The organism is Chelatococcus sp. YT9 (genome assembly GCF_018398315.1).
Taxonomy (GTDB): domain Bacteria; phylum Pseudomonadota; class Alphaproteobacteria; order Rhizobiales; family Beijerinckiaceae; genus Chelatococcus.
Window position 1 is genome coordinate 4,275,835 of the sequence record NZ_JAHBRW010000001.1, and the last position, 16,946, is coordinate 4,292,780.

Genomic DNA, 16,946 nt, shown 5'->3' on the forward strand with positions numbered 1-16,946 from the left:
TCAGTCGCGGGAGCTCGGTCAATCACAGACGCACCGGTTCCACGACATATATTCATCAGGCCTCGTGGAGCGGAGCCAGGCAACGGATCGATCTCCGGCCCTCACCAGCGTACAAGGGCGCTGCCCCAGGTGAAGCCTCCGCCCATGGCTTCGAGAAGCACCAGATCACCACGCTTGATGCGCCCGTCGGCACAGGCGGCCGCCAACGCGAGCGGGATCGAAGCCGCAGAGGTGTTGCCATGCTGGTCGACGGTGATGACCACCTTCTCGGGTGCGATTCCAAGCTTCTGAGCGCTGGCGTCGATTATCCGCTTGTTCGCCTGGTGCGGAACGAACCAGTCGATGTCCTCCGCAGTGAACCCCGTCGCGCGGAAAGCATCTTCGATGACATCCGTGATCATTCCGACGGCATGACGAAAGACCTCACGGCCCTCCATCCTCAAGTGCCCGACAGCGCGGTTCGATCCGGGCCCTCCATCCACGAAGAGCTTGCTGCGGTGCCGACCGTCGGAACGCAGGTGAGTGGTCAGGATCCCCCGGTCACCGGGCTCGCCTCGGCTTTCCTGAGCCTCCAGCACGAGCGCGCCGGCCCCATCGCCGAACAGCACGCAGGTGGTGCGGTCGCTCCAGTCCAGCAAGCGTGAGAATGTCTCGGCGCCGATCACGAGCGCCCGGCGGTGAGAGCCCGAGGTCAGGAACTTGTCGGCTGTCGCCAGGGCAAAGACGAAGCCTGAGCAGACCGCCTGGAGATCGAAGGCCGCACCATGGGTGATGCCGAGTTCGGCTTGCACCTGCGTTGCGGTCGCCGGGAAGGTGTAGTCCGGTGTCGATGTCGCCACGACGATCAGATCGATGTCATCAGCAGCGAGGCCCGCGTCGGCGAGCGCCGCACGCGCGGCGCGCACCGCAAGCATCGACGTGGTCTCCCCGTCGGCCGCGATGTGACGGGCCCGAATTCCCGTGCGTTGCACGATCCACTCGTCGGAGGTCTCGACCAGACCGGCGATCTCACTATTGGTCATGATGCGTTCAGGCAGGTAGGCCCCGCCACCGCAAACGACTGTTCTCAGCCGAGACACTTGATTGCTCCTCAGTCCCTCGCCCGCCGCTCGTCGCGGCAGCGGGCCGCTCGTTATCCCGGGCGCATTGTCTTAAGCGTCAACGACCGGCTCGAGCTGTAGTTTCTCCAACATGGCGCGGATCTGATGGACCAAATCATGCCGCGCCATGTCATAGGCGAGTTCCACAGCGCTTGCAAAACCAAGCGCGTCTGTCCCGCCATGGCTCTTGATGACGCTGCCTTGCAGCCCCAGAAAGATGCCGCCATTCGACCGGCGCGGATCAAGGGTTCGTCGCAGCGAATCAAAGGCGCCTTTGGCGAAGAGATAACCGATGCGCGACATCAGTGTGCGGGCCATCGCATTCTTGAGAAACGTAGCGATCTGGGTCGCCGTTCCCTCGGCCGTCTTGAGGGCGATATTCCCGGCAAAGCCTTCGGTCACGACGACATCCACCGCCCCACGGCCGATATCGCTGCCCTCGACGAAGCCCTTGTACTCGAGCTGCGGCAAATTGGCCTCACGGAGGATCTGGCTCGCCTCCTTGATCGCGTCGAGCCCCTTTATCTCCTCAACACCGACATTGAGGAGACCGACCGTTGGACGTTCGATATCGAAAATGACATTGGCAACCGCCGCGCCCATTACGGCTAATTCCACCAGATGGCGCGCATCCGCCCCAATCGTCGCACCGACGTCGAGAACGATGCTCTCGCCGCGCAATGTGGGCCATATCGCGGCAATCGCCGGCCGCTCAACCTGGACCAGGGTCTTCAGGCAAAAGGTCGCCATCGCCATGAGCGCACCGGTGTTCCCCGCCGAAACGGCGACATCCGCCTCGCCCTTCTTCACCGCCTCAATGGCAAGCCACATGGACGATTTGTAGCGCCCCGCCCGGAGCGCCTGGCTCGGCTTGTCATCCATGCGAACGGCGATTTCCGCGTGGCGCAATTCGCAAGCCTTGGCGAGCGCGGGATGGGCGTCGATCAAAGGGCGAACCTGCGCCTCGTCGCCATACATGATGAAACGGATATCCGGCCGCCGCTCAAGAGCTTTGGCGGCCCCGGGAATGACGACGGCAGGCCCGTGATCGCCGCCCATCGCGTCGAGAGCGATCCTAATCGGTGAGGACATGGTGCCTATATTGATCTCCGCAACGCCGAGGGCCGCAGTCGACGCGCGGCGGACAATAGCGCCTCGTCATAGGCTCGCAACCTGTATTTTGAGTAGGCGCCCGTCATGGTGGGGGTCAGGAAACCTAACAATATCAGCTGAGATGATCAAAGACCGAAATGCAAGCGGCAGGGTTTAGCTTGAGCCCTCGGGCTTGGTTCTTAACCGTGACAGCGCCGCAAAAGGAGATGGTTTGTCAACTTGTTCCGAAGGCTCTTCCTTCGAGGGCGCGGCCTCACCGTCCTCCCCCCCTGATTGGAACACCGCACCGGGCTTACGCGGGTAGGGATCTATCCCGAGCGCGAGAAACTCAGCGGCCAACTGGCCAAGATCAATCGCGCCATCAACAATTTCATCGGGCGGATCCGCGTCCGACAGTCGCATTTCCGCGCTACGACCTTCGGGCTCGCCCCCTTTGCGTCCGCCACGGGACCGGCCCGTCTCGGCCTCCCACTCATCCAGCCGGCGGTCATCAAATGCGCGCTGAGGCGCCTCCGCAGAGAAGTCCACTTCAATAGGTTCGACCACGTCGCTCGCGAAGGGCTCCAACGTCACGACGCAGATCTGCTCGATACGCGCCCTCACTTCGCCCCGCACTTTGACGCGCTTCGGCGTCCCCGACAGGCGGAAATTTGCGTCAAGCCTGTGGATGGCAGGCAGGCCGAAGCTCTCGGCCAACGTCACCAGCTCTCCGGCCGTCGCGCTACGCTCCACCTCAAGGCCCTGGGGCGGAATATCCACAACGGCGCAAGGCCAGTGCAAAAGGTGGTCTTCCTGTGCTGCCATGGCAGTTTCCTCGATCACCGTGATCGGACCGAATCACCCGGGCCGACGAACGTGACCAATCCTCCCTCATTTATCAGAATTCGCATCCACAGCCGTGATTTCCGGTGGATTGATCATCTCGATACCACCCCAGGTTCGGGGAAAAGCGACGCCGAAGACAACAGCGCCTCAAAATCGAATCCGGCCAGATGCTGATCCACAGCTCTGATATAAGCAGCCATATGAACTTGCGCATCCCCGTCGGTCACACCGACGTTGCGTGCGAGCGCAGCCTGCAAGGTCGTGTCATCCTTCTCCGCGAGCGCCTCGTCGTAGCTCGCCGCGCGCCCATAGAAGGCCTTGGCATAGACCTTCATGCGCTTCGGCACGGCCAGGTCGCCAATCCCGATCTCACGAAAAGCCCGCTCGATTTCGAGGAAAAGCCGGTCGACAAATTCCTGCGCAAGATCAGGCGCGGGATCCGGCAGGTCCCGGAGGCGCCGAAGAAGCAAGACCGCGTGCAGGGTGAGCGATTCAAATCGCCCCTCGACCGTATCCGCGATCCAACCGTCACGGTAAAGTTGCGGTGACCGAGCGGCCGCGTTCACACGCTCGAACAGCGAGGAAGCGGCATCGTCACGGGGCCGAGAACGAAATAACTTGAGAATCATGACGGGCAACGCCCTCCGCATCGCCTTGCCAAAGACATAACCGCGGGTTACGGCATCGGGCTACGTTAGTGCAAGCGAGAATATGATAGCTGCAAGACGGCATTGAAACGACACGGATGGGCCGAATGAAACTGCGCGAGACCAGACTTCTCTCACGGCGTTCGATGACGTTGGCGCTCGGCGCCACTCTTCTCACGGGCCTTGCCGCCTGCTCCGGCCGCGAAACCATTACCCGTGGCTATGTCTTGGACGAGCGCGCGTTAGCTGAGATCCGCCCGGGCACGAGCGTCGATACGGTCCTTGCCAAGCTGGGTACACCCTCCACTGTTTCAACCGTCGGCAACAAGACTTTCTATTATATCAGCCAGACGCTGAAGCGGACGGTCCAGTTCATCGAGCCGTCGATCGTCGACCAGCGGGTGATCGCCATCTACTTCAATTCGGCCTTCAAGGTCGAGCGCGTCGCCAATTATGGCATCCAGGATGGCCAGATTTTCGATTTCATCTCCCGCACCACTCCATCGAGCGGCCAGGAGCAGAGCTTCCTCCGCCAGATCTTCCGAGGCGCGGGCGGCAGCAGCAGCTTCAACCCCTTCGGCGCCTGACATCGAGGCGCCCAGATGGCAAGAGGCCCGGCGAGCAATCGCCAGGCCTCATTTTTTTCAGCGTGCAATCGCAGCACGGCCCTTATGCAGCCGTGCTGCGACATTTCTCAGAAATGCGCGAGGACCGCGAGCAGGAGCAAGGCCACGATATTGGTGATCTTGATCATGGGATTGATCGCCGGCCCTGCGGTATCCTTGTAGGGATCTCCGACCGTATCGCCGGTCACGGCCGCCTTGTGGGCGTCGGATCCCTTCCCGCCATGGTGGCCTTCCTCGATATATTTCTTAGCGTTGTCCCAAGCTCCGCCACCTGACGTCATCGAGATGGCGACAAAAAGACCTGTGATAATGACGCCCAGGAGCATGGCGCCAACCGCGGCGAAGGCGTTGCTCTTACCCGCCACGGCGTAGATGACGCCATAGGCGATCAGTGGCGACAGCACGGGCAGCAAGGACGGGATCACCATTTCACGGATTGCCGCCTTGGTAAGCATGTCCACCGCTCGCCCATAATCCGGCCGATCGGTCCCCTTCATGATGCCTGGTCGCTCGCGGAACTGCCGGCGCACCTCCTCGACGACCGAGCCCGCAGCACGGCCGACCGCGGTCATGCCCATGCCGGCGAAGACGAACGGCAAAAGGCCACCGAACAAGAGCCCGACCACGACGAACGGGTTCGACAGCGAGAAGTCGACCGTCACACCGGCGAAGTAGGGATAGTTGGCGCTATTGCTGGTGAAATGCGCGAGGTCGGACGTATAGGCGGCGAAAAGCACGAGTGCGCCGAGCCCGGCGGACCCAATAGCGTACCCCTTCGTGACGGCCTTGGTGGTGTTACCCACAGCGTCGAGCGCATCGGTGGACACCCGCACTTCCTTCGGCAAACCGGCCATTTCGGCAATGCCACCGGCATTGTCCGTCACTGGCCCGAAGGCGTCGAGAGCCACGACGACACCGGCCAACGCGAGCATGGCCGTGACCGCGATCGCGATGCCGAACAGGCCGGCGGTGCTGTAGGTGACAAGGATACCCGCGATGATGATCAAAGCCGGCAACGCGGTTGATTCGAGAGAGACGGCCAATCCCTGAATGACGTTGGTGCCATGGCCCGTGACCGAAGCCGACGCAATCGAGGTGACCGGCCGGTAGCCCGTACCGGTATAGTATTCCGTCACGATGACGATCAGCGCCGTCACGATGAGGCCCGTGCAGGCGCAGATGAACAGAGCGCCCGACGTGAACGTCACGCCAGTGGTGGTCGTCAGGACAGTTGAAAAACCGCCGAACACGAGCCAAGTGACCAGCGCGATGGCGACGATCGACAACGCGCCGGCGCCGATAAACCCCTTGTAGAGCGCTCCCATGATCGACTGATTCGCACCGAGCTTCACGAAATAGGTGCCGATAATCGACGTCACGATACAGGCCGCGCAGATCGCCAGCGGGTAAATGAGGACGGACTGCAGCAGTGGTCCTCCCGCAAAGAAGATGGACCCGAGCACCATCGTCGCGACCACTGTCACCGCGTAGGTCTCGAACAGGTCGGCCGCCATGCCGGCGCAATCGCCGACATTGTCGCCCACATTATCTGCGATTGTCGCGGGATTGCGGGGATCATCCTCGGGAATGCCCGCCTCCACCTTGCCGACGAGATCACCACCGACATCAGCACCCTTGGTGAAGATGCCGCCACCAAGGCGCGCGAAGATCGAGATGAGCGAAGCGCCGAAGCCGAGCGCGACAAGACCGTCAATCACCAATCGGTCACCTGGCGCATGCCCCATGATGCCGACAAGCACCGTGTAGTAGACGACGACGCCGAGAAGGGCGAGACCGGCAACCAGCATGCCCGTTACGGCACCGGACTTGAAGGCGAGATCAAGTCCCGCCGCAAGGGATTGGGTCGCAGCCTGGGCGGTGCGAACATTCGCGCGGACGGAAACATTCATGCCGATGAAGCCAGCGGCCGCCGATAAGACGGCACCGAGCGCGAAGCCCACGGCCACGACGATACCCAGAAACCATGCAAGCCCTATGAAAAGCACCACGCCGACGACTGCGACAGTGCTGTACTGGCGGCGCAGATAGGCCTGCGCCCCTTCCCTGATCGCTCCCGCGATCTCCTGCATACGTGCTGTGCCGGCATCAGCCGCCATGACAACCTGGATCGTATAAACGCCGTAGACGATGGATAGAGCGCCTGCCAGCATAATGATAAGCAATGCGGTCATGTTTCCGTCCCTTGATCGACGGGGGTCTACGCACCCTCGGTCGGTGCGATCCTGTGTGCTGAACGACGGATTCCCCCAGCCCTTTTTGGCGGTAGCCAGTGCATCAAAATTGCGGGAACAAAGCAAACGCCATTGCGCCTAAGACCGCGAAATCGGCTCAAAAATGGCTATAAGAGCGCCTCGAGAAAGTGATTGCCGCTTCTCCACGGCTGAAAGCGACATCATCGGTACCTGCAAGCACCTCCCCGATGACGGAGATCGCAACCCCAGCGGTCATCGCCTCAGCCTTGAGGCGCTCCGTCGCAGCCGGCGTAGCCGTGAGCAGGATCTCGTAGTCGTCCCCTCCGGTCATCGCCGTCTCGAAAAGCGATGGGTCGGCGGCAATCGCGTGGCACGCCGCCTCCGACAGGGGCACGGCATCAAGCGCGACGCGCGCCGACACGCCAGACACACGCATCATCTTCTCAAGATCGCCGATCAGCCCATCGGACACATCCATCCCCGCATGACCATGGGTACGCAAGATCTCAGCCACTGCGCTGCGTGGCTCAGGCAGCAGATAGCGCCGAGCAAGAAATTCCCTGTGAGCCGGCTCCAGGCTCGTTGTCCATGAAGCGTTTGCCTCGGTCCGGCAACGCAGCCCCAGCGCGGCATCACCGATCGTACCGGTAACGGCGATGAGATCTCCGGGGCGTGCTGCGGTTCGCGCCACCATCTTGCCGGCAGGAACCTGCCCGAAGGCAGTCAGCGACAGCGTCAAGGGACCTGGCGTCTTGACCGTATCGCCCCCGAGCAGTGGGCAGCCGTAAGTCTCCGCATCCTCTCCGAGCTCGCGCGCGAAGGCCGAAAGCCAGTCGTTCAGCGGCGCGAGGTGATCCGGCCAGGGAGACGGCATCGCGAACGTGAGCAGAAAACCGAGCGGCGCCGCACCCTTGGCAGCGAGATCGGAGAGATTGACGCGGAGCGCTTTGCGGGCGATCGCCCCGGCAGGATCGTCCGCGAAGAAATGCACGCCGGCAACCAGCGCATCGACTGTCATGACGATGTCCGCCCCGGCTGGCGGGGCGATGTGGGCGGCGTCGTCCCGAAGCCCGAGCCCCCCGGCCCCCGCCAAGGGCGCGAAGAACCGGGCGATAAGCTCATCTTCCGAGAATGCGACTGTGTTCATGAATATTCGCGTCCGCTATGTGTCGCCACCGCCTGACGCAACATAGGAGCGGCGCGATTAGCGATCAAATCCGCCCTCGCGCGATGCCATTGCGCCTCGTTCGAATCCAGAGAGTCCAGCTATTTCACCGAGAAATTCAAACATTTGAAATGACTCCTAGGATTGTGATAGGCACCGCATACACTTTAAAAGTGTGAAAATCCGAAATAGGAAAACAATGAAACAGACAGGATCACATTTAACTATATTTCTCCTAGTAAAAAATGGTCATTTCGAGCACACGCAAAACAAGAATAACAAATTTACCTCAATTAGCAGCCAGCATATCACAACAAATCTATACCACGTCAACCATCGCCGATACGACGCATCGTAATAGTCTTGAGGAGCAAGGCCGTGTTTAGTTTGAATTTTCAGGATGATGACTCGGATAACAACGACAACGGGCGTGATGAGCCGAGCATCTGGACGCGGGCTTTCTGCTGGTTAAAGAACCTGTTTTCATCGTCCTCATGTTCGCTGCAGATCACAGCGAACGATGCCGGGGTCCACGCAGAAACGCCCCGTCTCGTCGGCCAGTCGGATTATGCATCATTGGATGGGGGCAACGATCCCGCGACCATTGTGTGAGCATTCTGCCGCTTCATGGTGGCAGAATGATAATCTTGCCTAGTCCCCGAACCGATTGTTCTTGGGGAAGCCCTTCGGCGGCAACCGTCCTGCCTCGGCACGGTTGCCCACCCAGTCACGCAGATCCGTCTCGCTGACCGTCCAGGTCCGGTCTGAGCTATCCTTCCAGGTCAAACCGTCCGCAAGGTTGAAGACCTTGCCATCTGACAGTCCACCGTCCCGGTATTTCTGCAGGCGAACGCCGCGACCGCGCGTCATCTCCGGCGCCTGCGTGATCGGGAAAACGAGCATCTTGCGGTTCTCGCCGATAACGGCGATATGCGTGCCCTCGGCCGGCGTTACGAGGGCAAGGCGTCCCGTTGCATCGACATTCAGAAGTTGCTTGCCCTTGCGGGTATTGCCGGTGAGGTCTTCGCTCTTGACGAGGAACCCCCTGCCCTCGTGCGACGCGACGAGGAGCTTGGTGTCTGGTTGGAAGGCGACTGCCGTCACGATATCCGCGCCGTCGTCGAGATCCACCATCAGGCGGATCGGATCGCCATAGCCGCGCCCGCCGGGAAGCTTCGCAGCGTCCAGCGTGAAGACCTTGCCGTTGGTGGAGAAGACGAGAATTTTCGCTGTCGTCTCGGTGGCGAGCGAAAGCTTGAGACGATCGTCCCCCTTGAACTGCAGGCCCGAGAGGTCCGACACGAGGCCCTTGAGGGCGCGAATCCAGCCTTTTTCGGAGATGACCACCGTAATCGGCTCACGTTCGACCATCGCCTCCGTGAGGTCGATGTCACTGGCGGCTGGCGGCGTGGCGAAGGTGGTCCGTCGGCGGCCTAGCGGTGTCTCCGGCCCGAAGGTTTTGCGGACCGCGCGAATCTCTTGCGTCACGCGCTTCCACTGGGTCGGCTCGGATGCGAGCAGCGCCTCGATGTCGGCCTTCTCCGTCGTGAGGCTTTCCAGCTCGCGCTTCAGTTCCATTTCCTCAAGCCGGCGCAAGCTGCGCAAGCGCGTATTAAGGATGGCTTCCGCCTGTACGTCGGTCAGTGTAAAGACCTTGATCAGCTCAGCTTTCGGCTCGTCCTCCTCGCGAATGATCTTGATGACCCGATCGAGATCCAGATAGACGATCAGCAAGCCGTTGAGGATCTCGAGCCGGCGCTCGATCACCGCGTGCCGATGGCGGGAACGACGCTGCAAAACGTCGCGGCGGTGGTCCAGCCACTCCCGCAGGACTTCGGCGAGGCCAAGCACCTTCGGCACTTGCCCGCTCGTCAGAACGTTCATGTTCAGGGAGACGCGCGAATCGAGCTCGGTCAGCCGGAACAGGGATTCCATCAGAAGCGTATCGTCCACGGTGCGCGAGCGCGGCTCGAAGACGACGCGGATGTCCTCCGCCGACTCGTCGCGTACGTCGGCGACCAGCGGCAGCTTCTTCTCCTGGAGGAGCTCGGCGATTTTCTCGATCAGCCGGGCCTTCGCGATTCCGTAGGGAATTTCGGTGACGACCGCGATCCAGCCCCCCCGCCCCGTCTCCTCCCGGTGCCAACGGGCGCGGACGCGGAACGAGCCGCGTCCCGTGCGATACGCCTCCGCGATGCTGTCCCGATCATCGATGATGATGCCCCCGGTCGGCAGGTCCGGACCCTGCACGAAGGTGAGCAACTGATCGGAAGTCGCGTCCTTGTGGCTGATGAGATAGAGCGCCGCATCACAGATCTCGGCCGCGTTATGCGGTGGGATCGAGGTCGCCATGCCGACTGCGATGCCCTGGCTTCCATTGGCCAGGAGATTGGGGAAGGCGGCCGGGAGGACGACCGGCTCACGGTTGGCTTCATCGTAGGTATCGCGAAAATCGACGGCATCTTCGTCGATATCCTGCAGGAGAAGCCGCGCAACTTCCGTAAGGCGCGCCTCGGTATAGCGCATCGCCGCCGCGCTATCCCCATCGATGTTGCCGAAATTGCCCTGCCCGTCGACTAGCGGATAGCGTTGCGCGAAATCCTGGGCGAGCCGCACCAGCGCGTCATAGATGGCCTGGTCACCGTGGGGATGGAACTGACCCATCACGTCACCCACGACGCGGGCAGACTTCTTGAAGGCAGCGCCCGGTTCAAGCCTCAGCAGCCGCATACCGTGCAGAATGCGCCGATGCACCGGCTTCAAGCCGTCGCGCGCATCGGGCAAGGCGCGGTGCATGATCGTGGACAAGGCATAGGCGAGGTAGCGCTCCTCGAGCGCATCCTTCAAACCGACGCTTTCGACGCCGTCATCATCCGGCGGGTCGACTGGCTTTCCCATGAGCTTGTCCTTAGAGCATGAAACGTGAAAGCGAAAGGCGACTTTCTGCTCTCACAACACGCTATCCCCGACGCCAACGTTCGTCGGCGATGTATCCGAGCCCCTGCATGCGTTGTGCGGCAACAGGCCGTCACATCTGAGAACAAGTAGCGAACAAATGGCCGCTGCGCAAGCGGTCAGAATCGCGGTCAGAATTGATGTCCCCGCCAAGTCTTTCGTTACCTCCTAGCCCCAAAGGTCACTCATCCAGCACGGCCGGTCGCGGAATTTACAATTCCGTACCGCAGGACTGGTATCCCTGCCTTCGATGCTTTCTAATTAGTCAGCCTCGGCATTCGTGCCGTCTTTGTAGTCGAGACCGATTCGTTGACCGAGAAAATTTCGCCGCTGGCACCGTTCAGGCATGAGACGTTCCGTGCCATATGGACCGCGAATCTCGCGTCAAACTTCGGCTCACTGATACAAGGCGTCGGCGCCGCCTGGATGATGACGACCATCTCGGATTCCGCCGACATGGTTGCCCTTGTGCAGGCCTCCGCGGCTCTACCGATCATGCTCTTCTCGATCGCCGCCGGCGCGATCGCTGACAACTTCAACCGCCGCGACGTCATGCTGGTTGCCCAGAGCACGATGCTGGTGGTCTCGATCGGGCTCGCCGTCACCACCTATCTCGGTGTGATCACGCCCTGGCTGCTCTTGGCCTTCACTTTCCTGATCGGGTGCGGCACGGCGCTCAACAATCCGTCGTGGCAGGCGTCGGTCGGTGACATGGTCCCGCGCGAGGATCTCCCGGCCGCGGTGGCCCTCAACGGCATGGGCTTCAATCTCACCCGCAGCGTCGGGCCGGCGATTGGCGGCGCCATTGTGGCGTTCGGCGGGGCGGCGGCTGCCTTCACCGTCAATGCGATGAGCTATCTCGCTCTGATCGCGGTGCTTTGGCGCTGGGATCTCAAGCGCCCGGCCAGCAGCCTGCCCCGCGAGACCATCGGCTCTGCCATAGCCGCCGGATTGCGCTACGTCGCGATGTCGCCCAACATCGAAAAAGTCCTTCTGCGCTCCTGCGTCTTCGGCTTCACCGTGATTTCAGTCGTCGCGCTGCTGCCCCTGGTCGCGCGCGACATCGTTGGCGGCGGCCCGCTTCTCTACGGCATTTTCCTTGGAGCCTTCGGCGTGGGTGCCGTTGGCGGCGCGCTGATCGCGGAGTGGCTGAGACAAGCGCTGTCGGCCGAGATCCGCATCCGCCTCGCCTTCACCGGCTTTGCCGTGTGCGCTTTCACGATCGCACTGAGCACGGAGGCCTGGCTCACCGGCGCCGCACTCCTCATAGGCGGCGCCAGCTGGGTCATTGCCTTCTCGCTCTTCAACGTCGCCGTGCAGCTGTCCACACCACGCTGGGTCGTTGGCCGGGCGCTCTCGCTTTACCAGACCGCGAGCTTCGGCGGCATGGCGCTCGGAAGCTGGGTCTGGGGTACCGTCGCGCAGCAATCCGGGCCGGCCACTGCGCTGATGATCGCATCGGCGCTTATGCTGGCCGGTGCGGCGCTCGGCTTGAAACGCCTCGGTCTTCCCGAGCAGACCGCGCTCAATCTCGATCCGCTCAACAGCTGGAAGGAGCCGCACCTGGCGCTTGACCTCCTTCCGCGCAGCGGGCCGATCGTCATCATCATTGAATATATCATCAAGGACGAGAACTTGCCGGCCTTCCTGAGCGCCATGGCTGAGCGGCGTCGGATTCGCCGCCGCGATGGCGCGCGATATTGGACGCTGACGCGTAGCCTGGAGAAACCTGATATCTGGTGGGAAAGCTATCAGACCCCCACCTGGATCGACTATATCAGGCATAACCAGCGCATCACGAAGGCTGATGCCGCCGTGGGCGAGCGGCTGAGAGCCCTGCACGCCGGTCCCGAGCGCCCGAAAGTCCACCGCATGATCGAGCGCTCGCCGGAGTGGCCGCCACGCACGGCGCCACGCAAGGAGATGATCGACTTACACCAGTAGTGTACCGCCAGCTGCGCGCGCGACGAACCGCGCCCTCGCTCAATCCTTGAGCTGCGCGACGAAAAGATCGCGGGCCTCGGGCCAGGCAATGCTCCTGGGGGCGAAGACATGCCGCCGCAGGAAATAGCCGGTCAGGGTGAAACCCGCGACGACCTCGGCATTGGTGGGGTGATCCCGTGAGCGATCTTCTCGGAGAAATCCCGGCAGTGCGAGCAGGCGCTCGTGATAAGGCGCCCCGGCCACGGCAGAGACCGCCCGTCCCGATTTCGGTGACACATAGACGAGTTCGGACGTGGTCCCCGTCGCGGCGCAGGCTCCGAGATCGAGCCCAAACCCGAGCTCGGCCAGCATCTCGAGCTCGAACCGCACAAGCAGCGCCGGCGCAATTCGCGCGTCGTCCAGATGGTCGACAAGGACGCCCAGCGCCTCGAACAAGCCCGGGTGAGGATCGCGCTCCGGCAAAAGCCGTAGCAACGCCGCGGCGGACGCCAGACCGTAAAGTGCAGCGGGCGCGCCGAGGAAGCGCGCCGTGTTCAGCTTCACGGCCTCAACCGCATAGGTGCCGAGCTGCTCCTCGATGCGCGCGCGCCAGACCGCATCCACCCGATTGCCAGCCTGCAGGGTGGCCTGCTGGCGCGGCGAGCGGCCGCCGCGAACAAGGCCTAGATGCCGTCCATGGGCCTTCGTCATCAGTTCCAGGATGACGCTCCCTTCGCCGTGACGCTTGACCCCTATAATGATACCATCATCCTGCCACTGCATGAGCGGTTCGCCGATCGCGCAACATTGCAAAAGCTACAGGCCGCGGCCTACCATCACCGATGCCGTTTTGAAACGGCAGTTCTTTGGAAACAACGCGAGAGGCTTGCCATGCCATCGGCCAAACTGCGTCGAGTTTCACTGTCTTCCCTCCTTTCTGCCCTCCCCATCTTGCTGTTCACATCCTTGAGCCCCGCGCAGGCGCAATCCAATGCGGGCTGTCAGACCTCGGGCAGTTTCGAGGGCTTTATCGCCAGCTTCCGTCAGCAGGCGGCAAGCCAAGGCGTCTCCCCGCGGGGTTTGGCAGCGCTTGACGGCGTCACCTTTGATCCCGCCGTTGTACGCCAGGACCGGCGGCAGGGCCATTTTCGCCAGAGCTTCGAGCAGTTTTCCCAGCGCATGGTTCCACCTTATCGCGTTCAGAAGGGCTCGGGCCTCCTGAAGCGGCATGCCGGCCTGCTGCGGCAGATCGAGCAGCGTTATGGCGTCCAGCCAGCGATCATCGTAGCCATCTGGGGGCTGGAGACCGATTTCGGCGGCAACATGGGCAAACTGCCGGCGATACGGTCCATCGCCACCCTTGCCTATGACTGCCGGCGCTCCGACATGTTCCGCGCCCAGCTTCTCGACGCGCTCCGGGTTGTCGATCGCGGCGATCTGCATCCCTCCGAAATGCGCGGCGCCTGGGCTGGAGAAATAGGCCAGACCCAGTTCATGGCCAGCTCCTATTACCGCTACGCGGTGGATTTCGACGGCGATGGCCGCCGCGACCTGATTCGCAGCGTGCCCGACGTCCTGGCCTCAACCGCCAATTTCCTGAAAGGGCATGGATGGGTTGCAGGCGGCTCCTGGGAGCCAGGCTCCGCGAATTCGGAAGTGCTGAGGCAGTGGAACCGGGCGGCCGTCTATTCGCGCACGATCGGCTATTTCGCCTCCCGGCTCGAAGGTACGCGCGCCGCCTCGAATTGAACTCGTCCCGTCGCAACTCCGCCGGCTAGCTCGCAGACACTTCCGCAGCCGGATGGCAGGGGGAGAAGAGGTCGGGATCGGGCTCGCAGCTACCCGTTCGAGAAATACCTTCAGGCGGTGGGCAGTTCAGCCCGCCGCCGCAAGACGGCGATGAGGATCGCCAGTGTCACGATGGCCTCCGCCAGGAACCACGGGCCGGCCCAGCGATCGAAGCCCACGGCCGACAGTTCGGTGTTGATGAGGCCGAAAAGTCCGGCACCACATGGGCAGCGGCCATCGACCGTGGCAAACAGAATGACCCTGCTGGCCCACAACACCTGAACGACCATGACGCCGCAGAGGCCATAGAGCAGAGAACGTCTGCTCTCGACCACCTCGGCCTGCGCAAGTGCGATCCACCCGACAATGTAGAACGGCGCGGAAAAGAAGGCGCCCACCGGCAAAGCCGACGTCCAGCACTGTGAGCAGCTGGTGATGAAGACGGATAGCAGGGCTATGCCGGCGCCGATGAGCAAGGCGACTGTGGCGACGTAAATTCCACGCCGCCCGAGAACCAGCGATACGGCGAAAGCAGCCGCGATCGCAGCGAACGCAATGATCAGGAAACGCATCCCAAGCCTCCGGCGAGAAGCGGCTCCAGGCGATGGCAGACACCCCGAGCCGACCCGGATGGTCTTAGTGCAGGATTTGACTGAGGAACAGCTTCGTACGCTCGTGCTGCGGATTGGCGAAGAACTCGTTGGGCGTGTTCATTTCGACAATCTGTCCCGCATCCATGAAGATGACGCGGTTGGCAACCTGCCGCGCGAAGCCCATCTCGTGGGTGACACACAGCATGGTCATGCCTTCTTCGGCAAGCCCAACCATGGTGTCGAGAACCTCCTTGACCATTTCAGGATCAAGCGCGGAGGTCGGCTCGTCGAACAGCATGATCTTGGGGTTCATGCAGAGCGAGCGGGCAATGGCCACACGCTGCTGCTGACCGCCCGAGAGCTGACCTGGATATTTATTGGCCTGCTCCGGGATCTTCACGCGCGTGAGATAGTGCATAGCCACTTCCTCGGCCTGCTTCTTGGGCATCTTGCGAACCCAGATCGGCGCGAGCGTGCAGTTCTCGAGGATTGTCAGATGCGGGAAGAGATTGAAGTGCTGGAACACCATGCCGACGTCCCTCCGCACCTCATCGATGCGCTTGAGATCGTTCGTGAGCTCTATCCCGTCGACGACAATCGAACCGCGCTGATGCTCTTCGAGACGGTTGATGCAGCGAATCATCGTCGATTTGCCCGAGCCTGATGGCCCGCAGATCACGATGCGCTCGCCGCGGGTGACCTTGAGATTGATGTCCCTGAGCACATGGAATTCACCATACCACTTGTGCACGTCGACCATCTCGACCGCCACCTCACCTTTCAGCGGTGTCGGCTTCAAACGGGCAGATGTCTGAGGGGCAGTTGCAGTGGCCATTGTCGCATTCACCTCTTGTGTCCCCTCGCGAAGCGCCGTTCGATCGCGAGCGAATAGCGAGACATACCGAAACAGAAGATAAAATAGAACACCGCAGCGAAGGCGTAACCCGAGAAACGGGTCGTGGGCGTGCTCCAGGTAGGGTCCGTCAACGTGGCTTCAATGGTACGCAGGAGATCAAAGATGCCGACGATGGAAACGAGCGTCGTGTCCTTGAAAAGCGCGATGAACACATTGACGATGCCGGGGATCACGATGCGCAGGGCCTGCGGAAGCACCACCAGGCGCATCATCGTCCAATAGCCGAGGCCGAGCGACATCGCGCCCTCGTATTGCCCCTTCGGGATCGCCTGCAGTCCGCCGCGCACGACCTCCGCCATATAGGCGGCGGCGAAGATCGCCACGCCCACCAGTGGGCGCAGCAATCTGTCCGGCGTCATGTTGCCCGGCAGAAACAGAGGCAGCATGGTGTTGGCCATGAACAGCACGGTAATCAGCGGCACGCCGCGGATTACCTCGATGAAGATGACACTGGCCAGCCTGATCGCCGGTAACGCCGACCGTCGGCCAAGCGCAAGCACCACGCCGAAGGGCAGCGAGAACACGATGCCGACGATCGACACGATCAAGGTGACGAGGATGCCGCCCCAGAGCGACGTGTCGACGGTGCTCAGACCGACGGCATTCCAGCCGCTGAGCAGGATGAACGACACGATCGGGTAAACGATGAAGAAATAGATGGCGCCCAGGTTGCGCCGTGGAGCGTCGAGCCAAAGCATCCAGACGACGCCGATCGCCGTGAGCACGAAGAAGATATCGACTCGCCAGCGCTGCTCCCAGGGGTAGGAGCCGTAGATGAAATAGCTGAGCTTTGCTCCCACATAGGCCCAGCAGGCGCCGACCTCGCCTCCGCCGGGGCCCGCCAGGCAAGCTTCACGATCCTGCCCTGTCCATACCGCGTCGATCAGCGCGAATTTGATCAAGGGCATGAAGATGAGATACGCGAGATAGAGCGTTATCACCGTCATTGCGATGTTGAGCGGTGACGACAACAGGTGGGCACGCACCCAGGCAATCGGTCCGCTGACCAGCGCGGGCGGCGGCTCCGGATCCACCTGGGTCTGACGAAGATAGGGCTGTGGGGTCACAAGCATCGACATCGC

At 62.0% G+C, this 16,946-nt stretch carries 14 protein-coding genes; 3 read left to right on the forward strand and 11 right to left on the reverse strand.

The genetic code is table 11. The features are described from left to right. Nucleotides 1-101: 101 nt before the first annotated feature. The 4 genes from KIO76_RS19680 to KIO76_RS19695 form a co-directional block, all read right to left on the reverse strand. Nucleotides 102-1,079, reverse strand: coding sequence for a beta-ketoacyl-ACP synthase III (locus KIO76_RS19680; protein WP_291977742.1), 978 nt, complete (start codon nt 1,077-1,079; stop codon nt 102-104). 72 nt (nt 1,080-1,151) lie between these two features. Then, a complete protein-coding gene (gene plsX, locus KIO76_RS19685; RefSeq protein ID WP_213324836.1) occupies nt 1,152-2,192 on the reverse strand; it encodes a phosphate acyltransferase PlsX in 1,041 nt (346 codons plus the stop codon). Between the two features lie 174 nt (nt 2,193-2,366). Further along, nucleotides 2,367-3,017 carry a YceD family protein gene (locus KIO76_RS19690; RefSeq protein ID WP_213324837.1) on the reverse strand — a complete coding sequence of 217 codons (651 nt, stop codon included), beginning with the start codon at nt 3,015-3,017 and terminating at the stop codon, nt 2,367-2,369. A 113-nt stretch (nt 3,018-3,130) separates the two neighbouring features. Next, a complete protein-coding gene (locus KIO76_RS19695; protein WP_213324838.1) occupies nt 3,131-3,667 on the reverse strand; it encodes a ubiquinol-cytochrome C chaperone family protein in 537 nt (178 codons plus the stop codon). A gap of 125 nt (nt 3,668-3,792) precedes the next feature. Between KIO76_RS19695 and KIO76_RS19700 the strand changes: the two genes are divergently transcribed. Then, nucleotides 3,793-4,272: an outer membrane protein assembly factor BamE gene (locus KIO76_RS19700; RefSeq protein ID WP_249729657.1), complete on the forward strand. Its 480-nt coding sequence runs from the start codon at nt 3,793-3,795 to the stop codon at nt 4,270-4,272. 107 nt (nt 4,273-4,379) lie between these two features. Here KIO76_RS19700 and KIO76_RS19705 read toward each other — a convergent pair whose 3' ends face one another. From KIO76_RS19705 to parC, 3 genes are all read right to left on the reverse strand, one after another. Continuing rightward, nucleotides 4,380-6,503: a sodium-translocating pyrophosphatase gene (locus KIO76_RS19705; protein WP_213324839.1), complete on the reverse strand. Its 2,124-nt coding sequence runs from the start codon at nt 6,501-6,503 to the stop codon at nt 4,380-4,382. Nucleotides 6,504-6,660: 157 nt separating this feature from the next. After that, nucleotides 6,661-7,671 (reverse strand): thiamine-phosphate kinase, encoded by a 1,011-nt coding sequence (gene thiL, locus KIO76_RS19710; RefSeq protein WP_213324840.1) that lies wholly within the window; start codon nt 7,669-7,671, stop codon nt 6,661-6,663. A gap of 669 nt (nt 7,672-8,340) precedes the next feature. Then, the gene (gene parC, locus KIO76_RS19715) at nt 8,341-10,587 is read right to left on the reverse strand and encodes a DNA topoisomerase IV subunit A (protein WP_213324841.1); all 2,247 of its coding nucleotides are present in this window, start codon (nt 10,585-10,587) and stop codon (nt 8,341-8,343) included. 366 nt (nt 10,588-10,953) lie between these two features. On the opposite strand from parC, the gene KIO76_RS19720 reads away from it, so the two are divergent. Continuing rightward, complete coding sequence (locus KIO76_RS19720) at nt 10,954-12,588, forward strand: MFS transporter (protein ID WP_213324842.1); 1,635 nt, start codon at nt 10,954-10,956, stop codon at nt 12,586-12,588. 39 nt (nt 12,589-12,627) lie between these two features. On the opposite strand, the gene recO is transcribed toward KIO76_RS19720, so the two are convergent. Further along, a complete protein-coding gene (recO, locus tag KIO76_RS19725; RefSeq protein ID WP_213324843.1) occupies nt 12,628-13,350 on the reverse strand; it encodes a DNA repair protein RecO in 723 nt (240 codons plus the stop codon). Nucleotides 13,351-13,458: 108 nt separating this feature from the next. Between recO and KIO76_RS19730 the strand changes: the two genes are divergently transcribed. Beyond that, nucleotides 13,459-14,316 (forward strand): lytic murein transglycosylase, encoded by an 858-nt coding sequence (locus tag KIO76_RS19730; protein ID WP_213324844.1) that lies wholly within the window; start codon nt 13,459-13,461, stop codon nt 14,314-14,316. A gap of 110 nt (nt 14,317-14,426) precedes the next feature. Here KIO76_RS19730 and KIO76_RS19735 read toward each other — a convergent pair whose 3' ends face one another. The 3 genes from KIO76_RS19735 to KIO76_RS19745 all read right to left on the reverse strand — a co-directional run bounded on the left by KIO76_RS19735 (nt 14,427) and on the right by KIO76_RS19745 (nt 16,943). Next, nucleotides 14,427-14,927 (reverse strand): hypothetical protein, encoded by a 501-nt coding sequence (locus KIO76_RS19735; protein ID WP_213324845.1) that lies wholly within the window; start codon nt 14,925-14,927, stop codon nt 14,427-14,429. Between the two features lie 64 nt (nt 14,928-14,991). Then, nucleotides 14,992-15,708 carry an amino acid ABC transporter ATP-binding protein gene (locus KIO76_RS19740; RefSeq protein WP_213325358.1) on the reverse strand — a complete coding sequence of 239 codons (717 nt, stop codon included), beginning with the start codon at nt 15,706-15,708 and terminating at the stop codon, nt 14,992-14,994. An 83-nt stretch (nt 15,709-15,791) separates the two neighbouring features. Then, nucleotides 15,792-16,943, reverse strand: coding sequence for an amino acid ABC transporter permease (locus KIO76_RS19745; RefSeq protein ID WP_213324846.1), 1,152 nt, complete (start codon nt 16,941-16,943; stop codon nt 15,792-15,794). Between the last annotated feature and the right edge of the window lie 3 nt (nt 16,944-16,946).

What these genes read in the sequence shown, in the direction of transcription:
- KIO76_RS19735 (WP_213324845.1), bottom strand. Translation starts at nt 14,927, where the DNA reads ATGCGTTTCCTGATCATTGCGTTCGCTGCGATCGCGGCTGCTTTCGCC.
- plsX (WP_213324836.1), bottom strand. Translation starts at nt 2,192, where the DNA reads ATGTCCTCACCGATTAGGATCGCTCTCGACGCGATGGGCGGCGATCAC.
- KIO76_RS19745 (WP_213324846.1), bottom strand. Translation starts at nt 16,943, where the DNA reads ATGTCGATGCTTGTGACCCCACAGCCCTATCTTCGTCAGACCCAGGTG.
- recO (WP_213324843.1), bottom strand. Translation starts at nt 13,350, where the DNA reads ATGCAGTGGCAGGATGATGGTATCATTATAGGGGTCAAGCGTCACGGC.
- parC (WP_213324841.1), bottom strand. Translation starts at nt 10,587, where the DNA reads ATGGGAAAGCCAGTCGACCCGCCGGATGATGACGGCGTCGAAAGCGTC.
- KIO76_RS19695 (WP_213324838.1), bottom strand. Translation starts at nt 3,667, where the DNA reads ATGATTCTCAAGTTATTTCGTTCTCGGCCCCGTGACGATGCCGCTTCC.
- KIO76_RS19705 (WP_213324839.1), bottom strand. Translation starts at nt 6,503, where the DNA reads ATGACCGCATTGCTTATCATTATGCTGGCAGGCGCTCTATCCATCGTC.
- KIO76_RS19730 (WP_213324844.1), top strand. Translation starts at nt 13,459, where the DNA reads ATGCCATCGGCCAAACTGCGTCGAGTTTCACTGTCTTCCCTCCTTTCT.
- KIO76_RS19690 (WP_213324837.1), bottom strand. Translation starts at nt 3,017, where the DNA reads ATGGCAGCACAGGAAGACCACCTTTTGCACTGGCCTTGCGCCGTTGTG.
- KIO76_RS19700 (WP_249729657.1), top strand. Translation starts at nt 3,793, where the DNA reads ATGAAACTGCGCGAGACCAGACTTCTCTCACGGCGTTCGATGACGTTG.
- thiL (WP_213324840.1), bottom strand. Translation starts at nt 7,671, where the DNA reads ATGAACACAGTCGCATTCTCGGAAGATGAGCTTATCGCCCGGTTCTTC.
- KIO76_RS19740 (WP_213325358.1), bottom strand. Translation starts at nt 15,708, where the DNA reads ATGGTCGACGTGCACAAGTGGTATGGTGAATTCCATGTGCTCAGGGAC.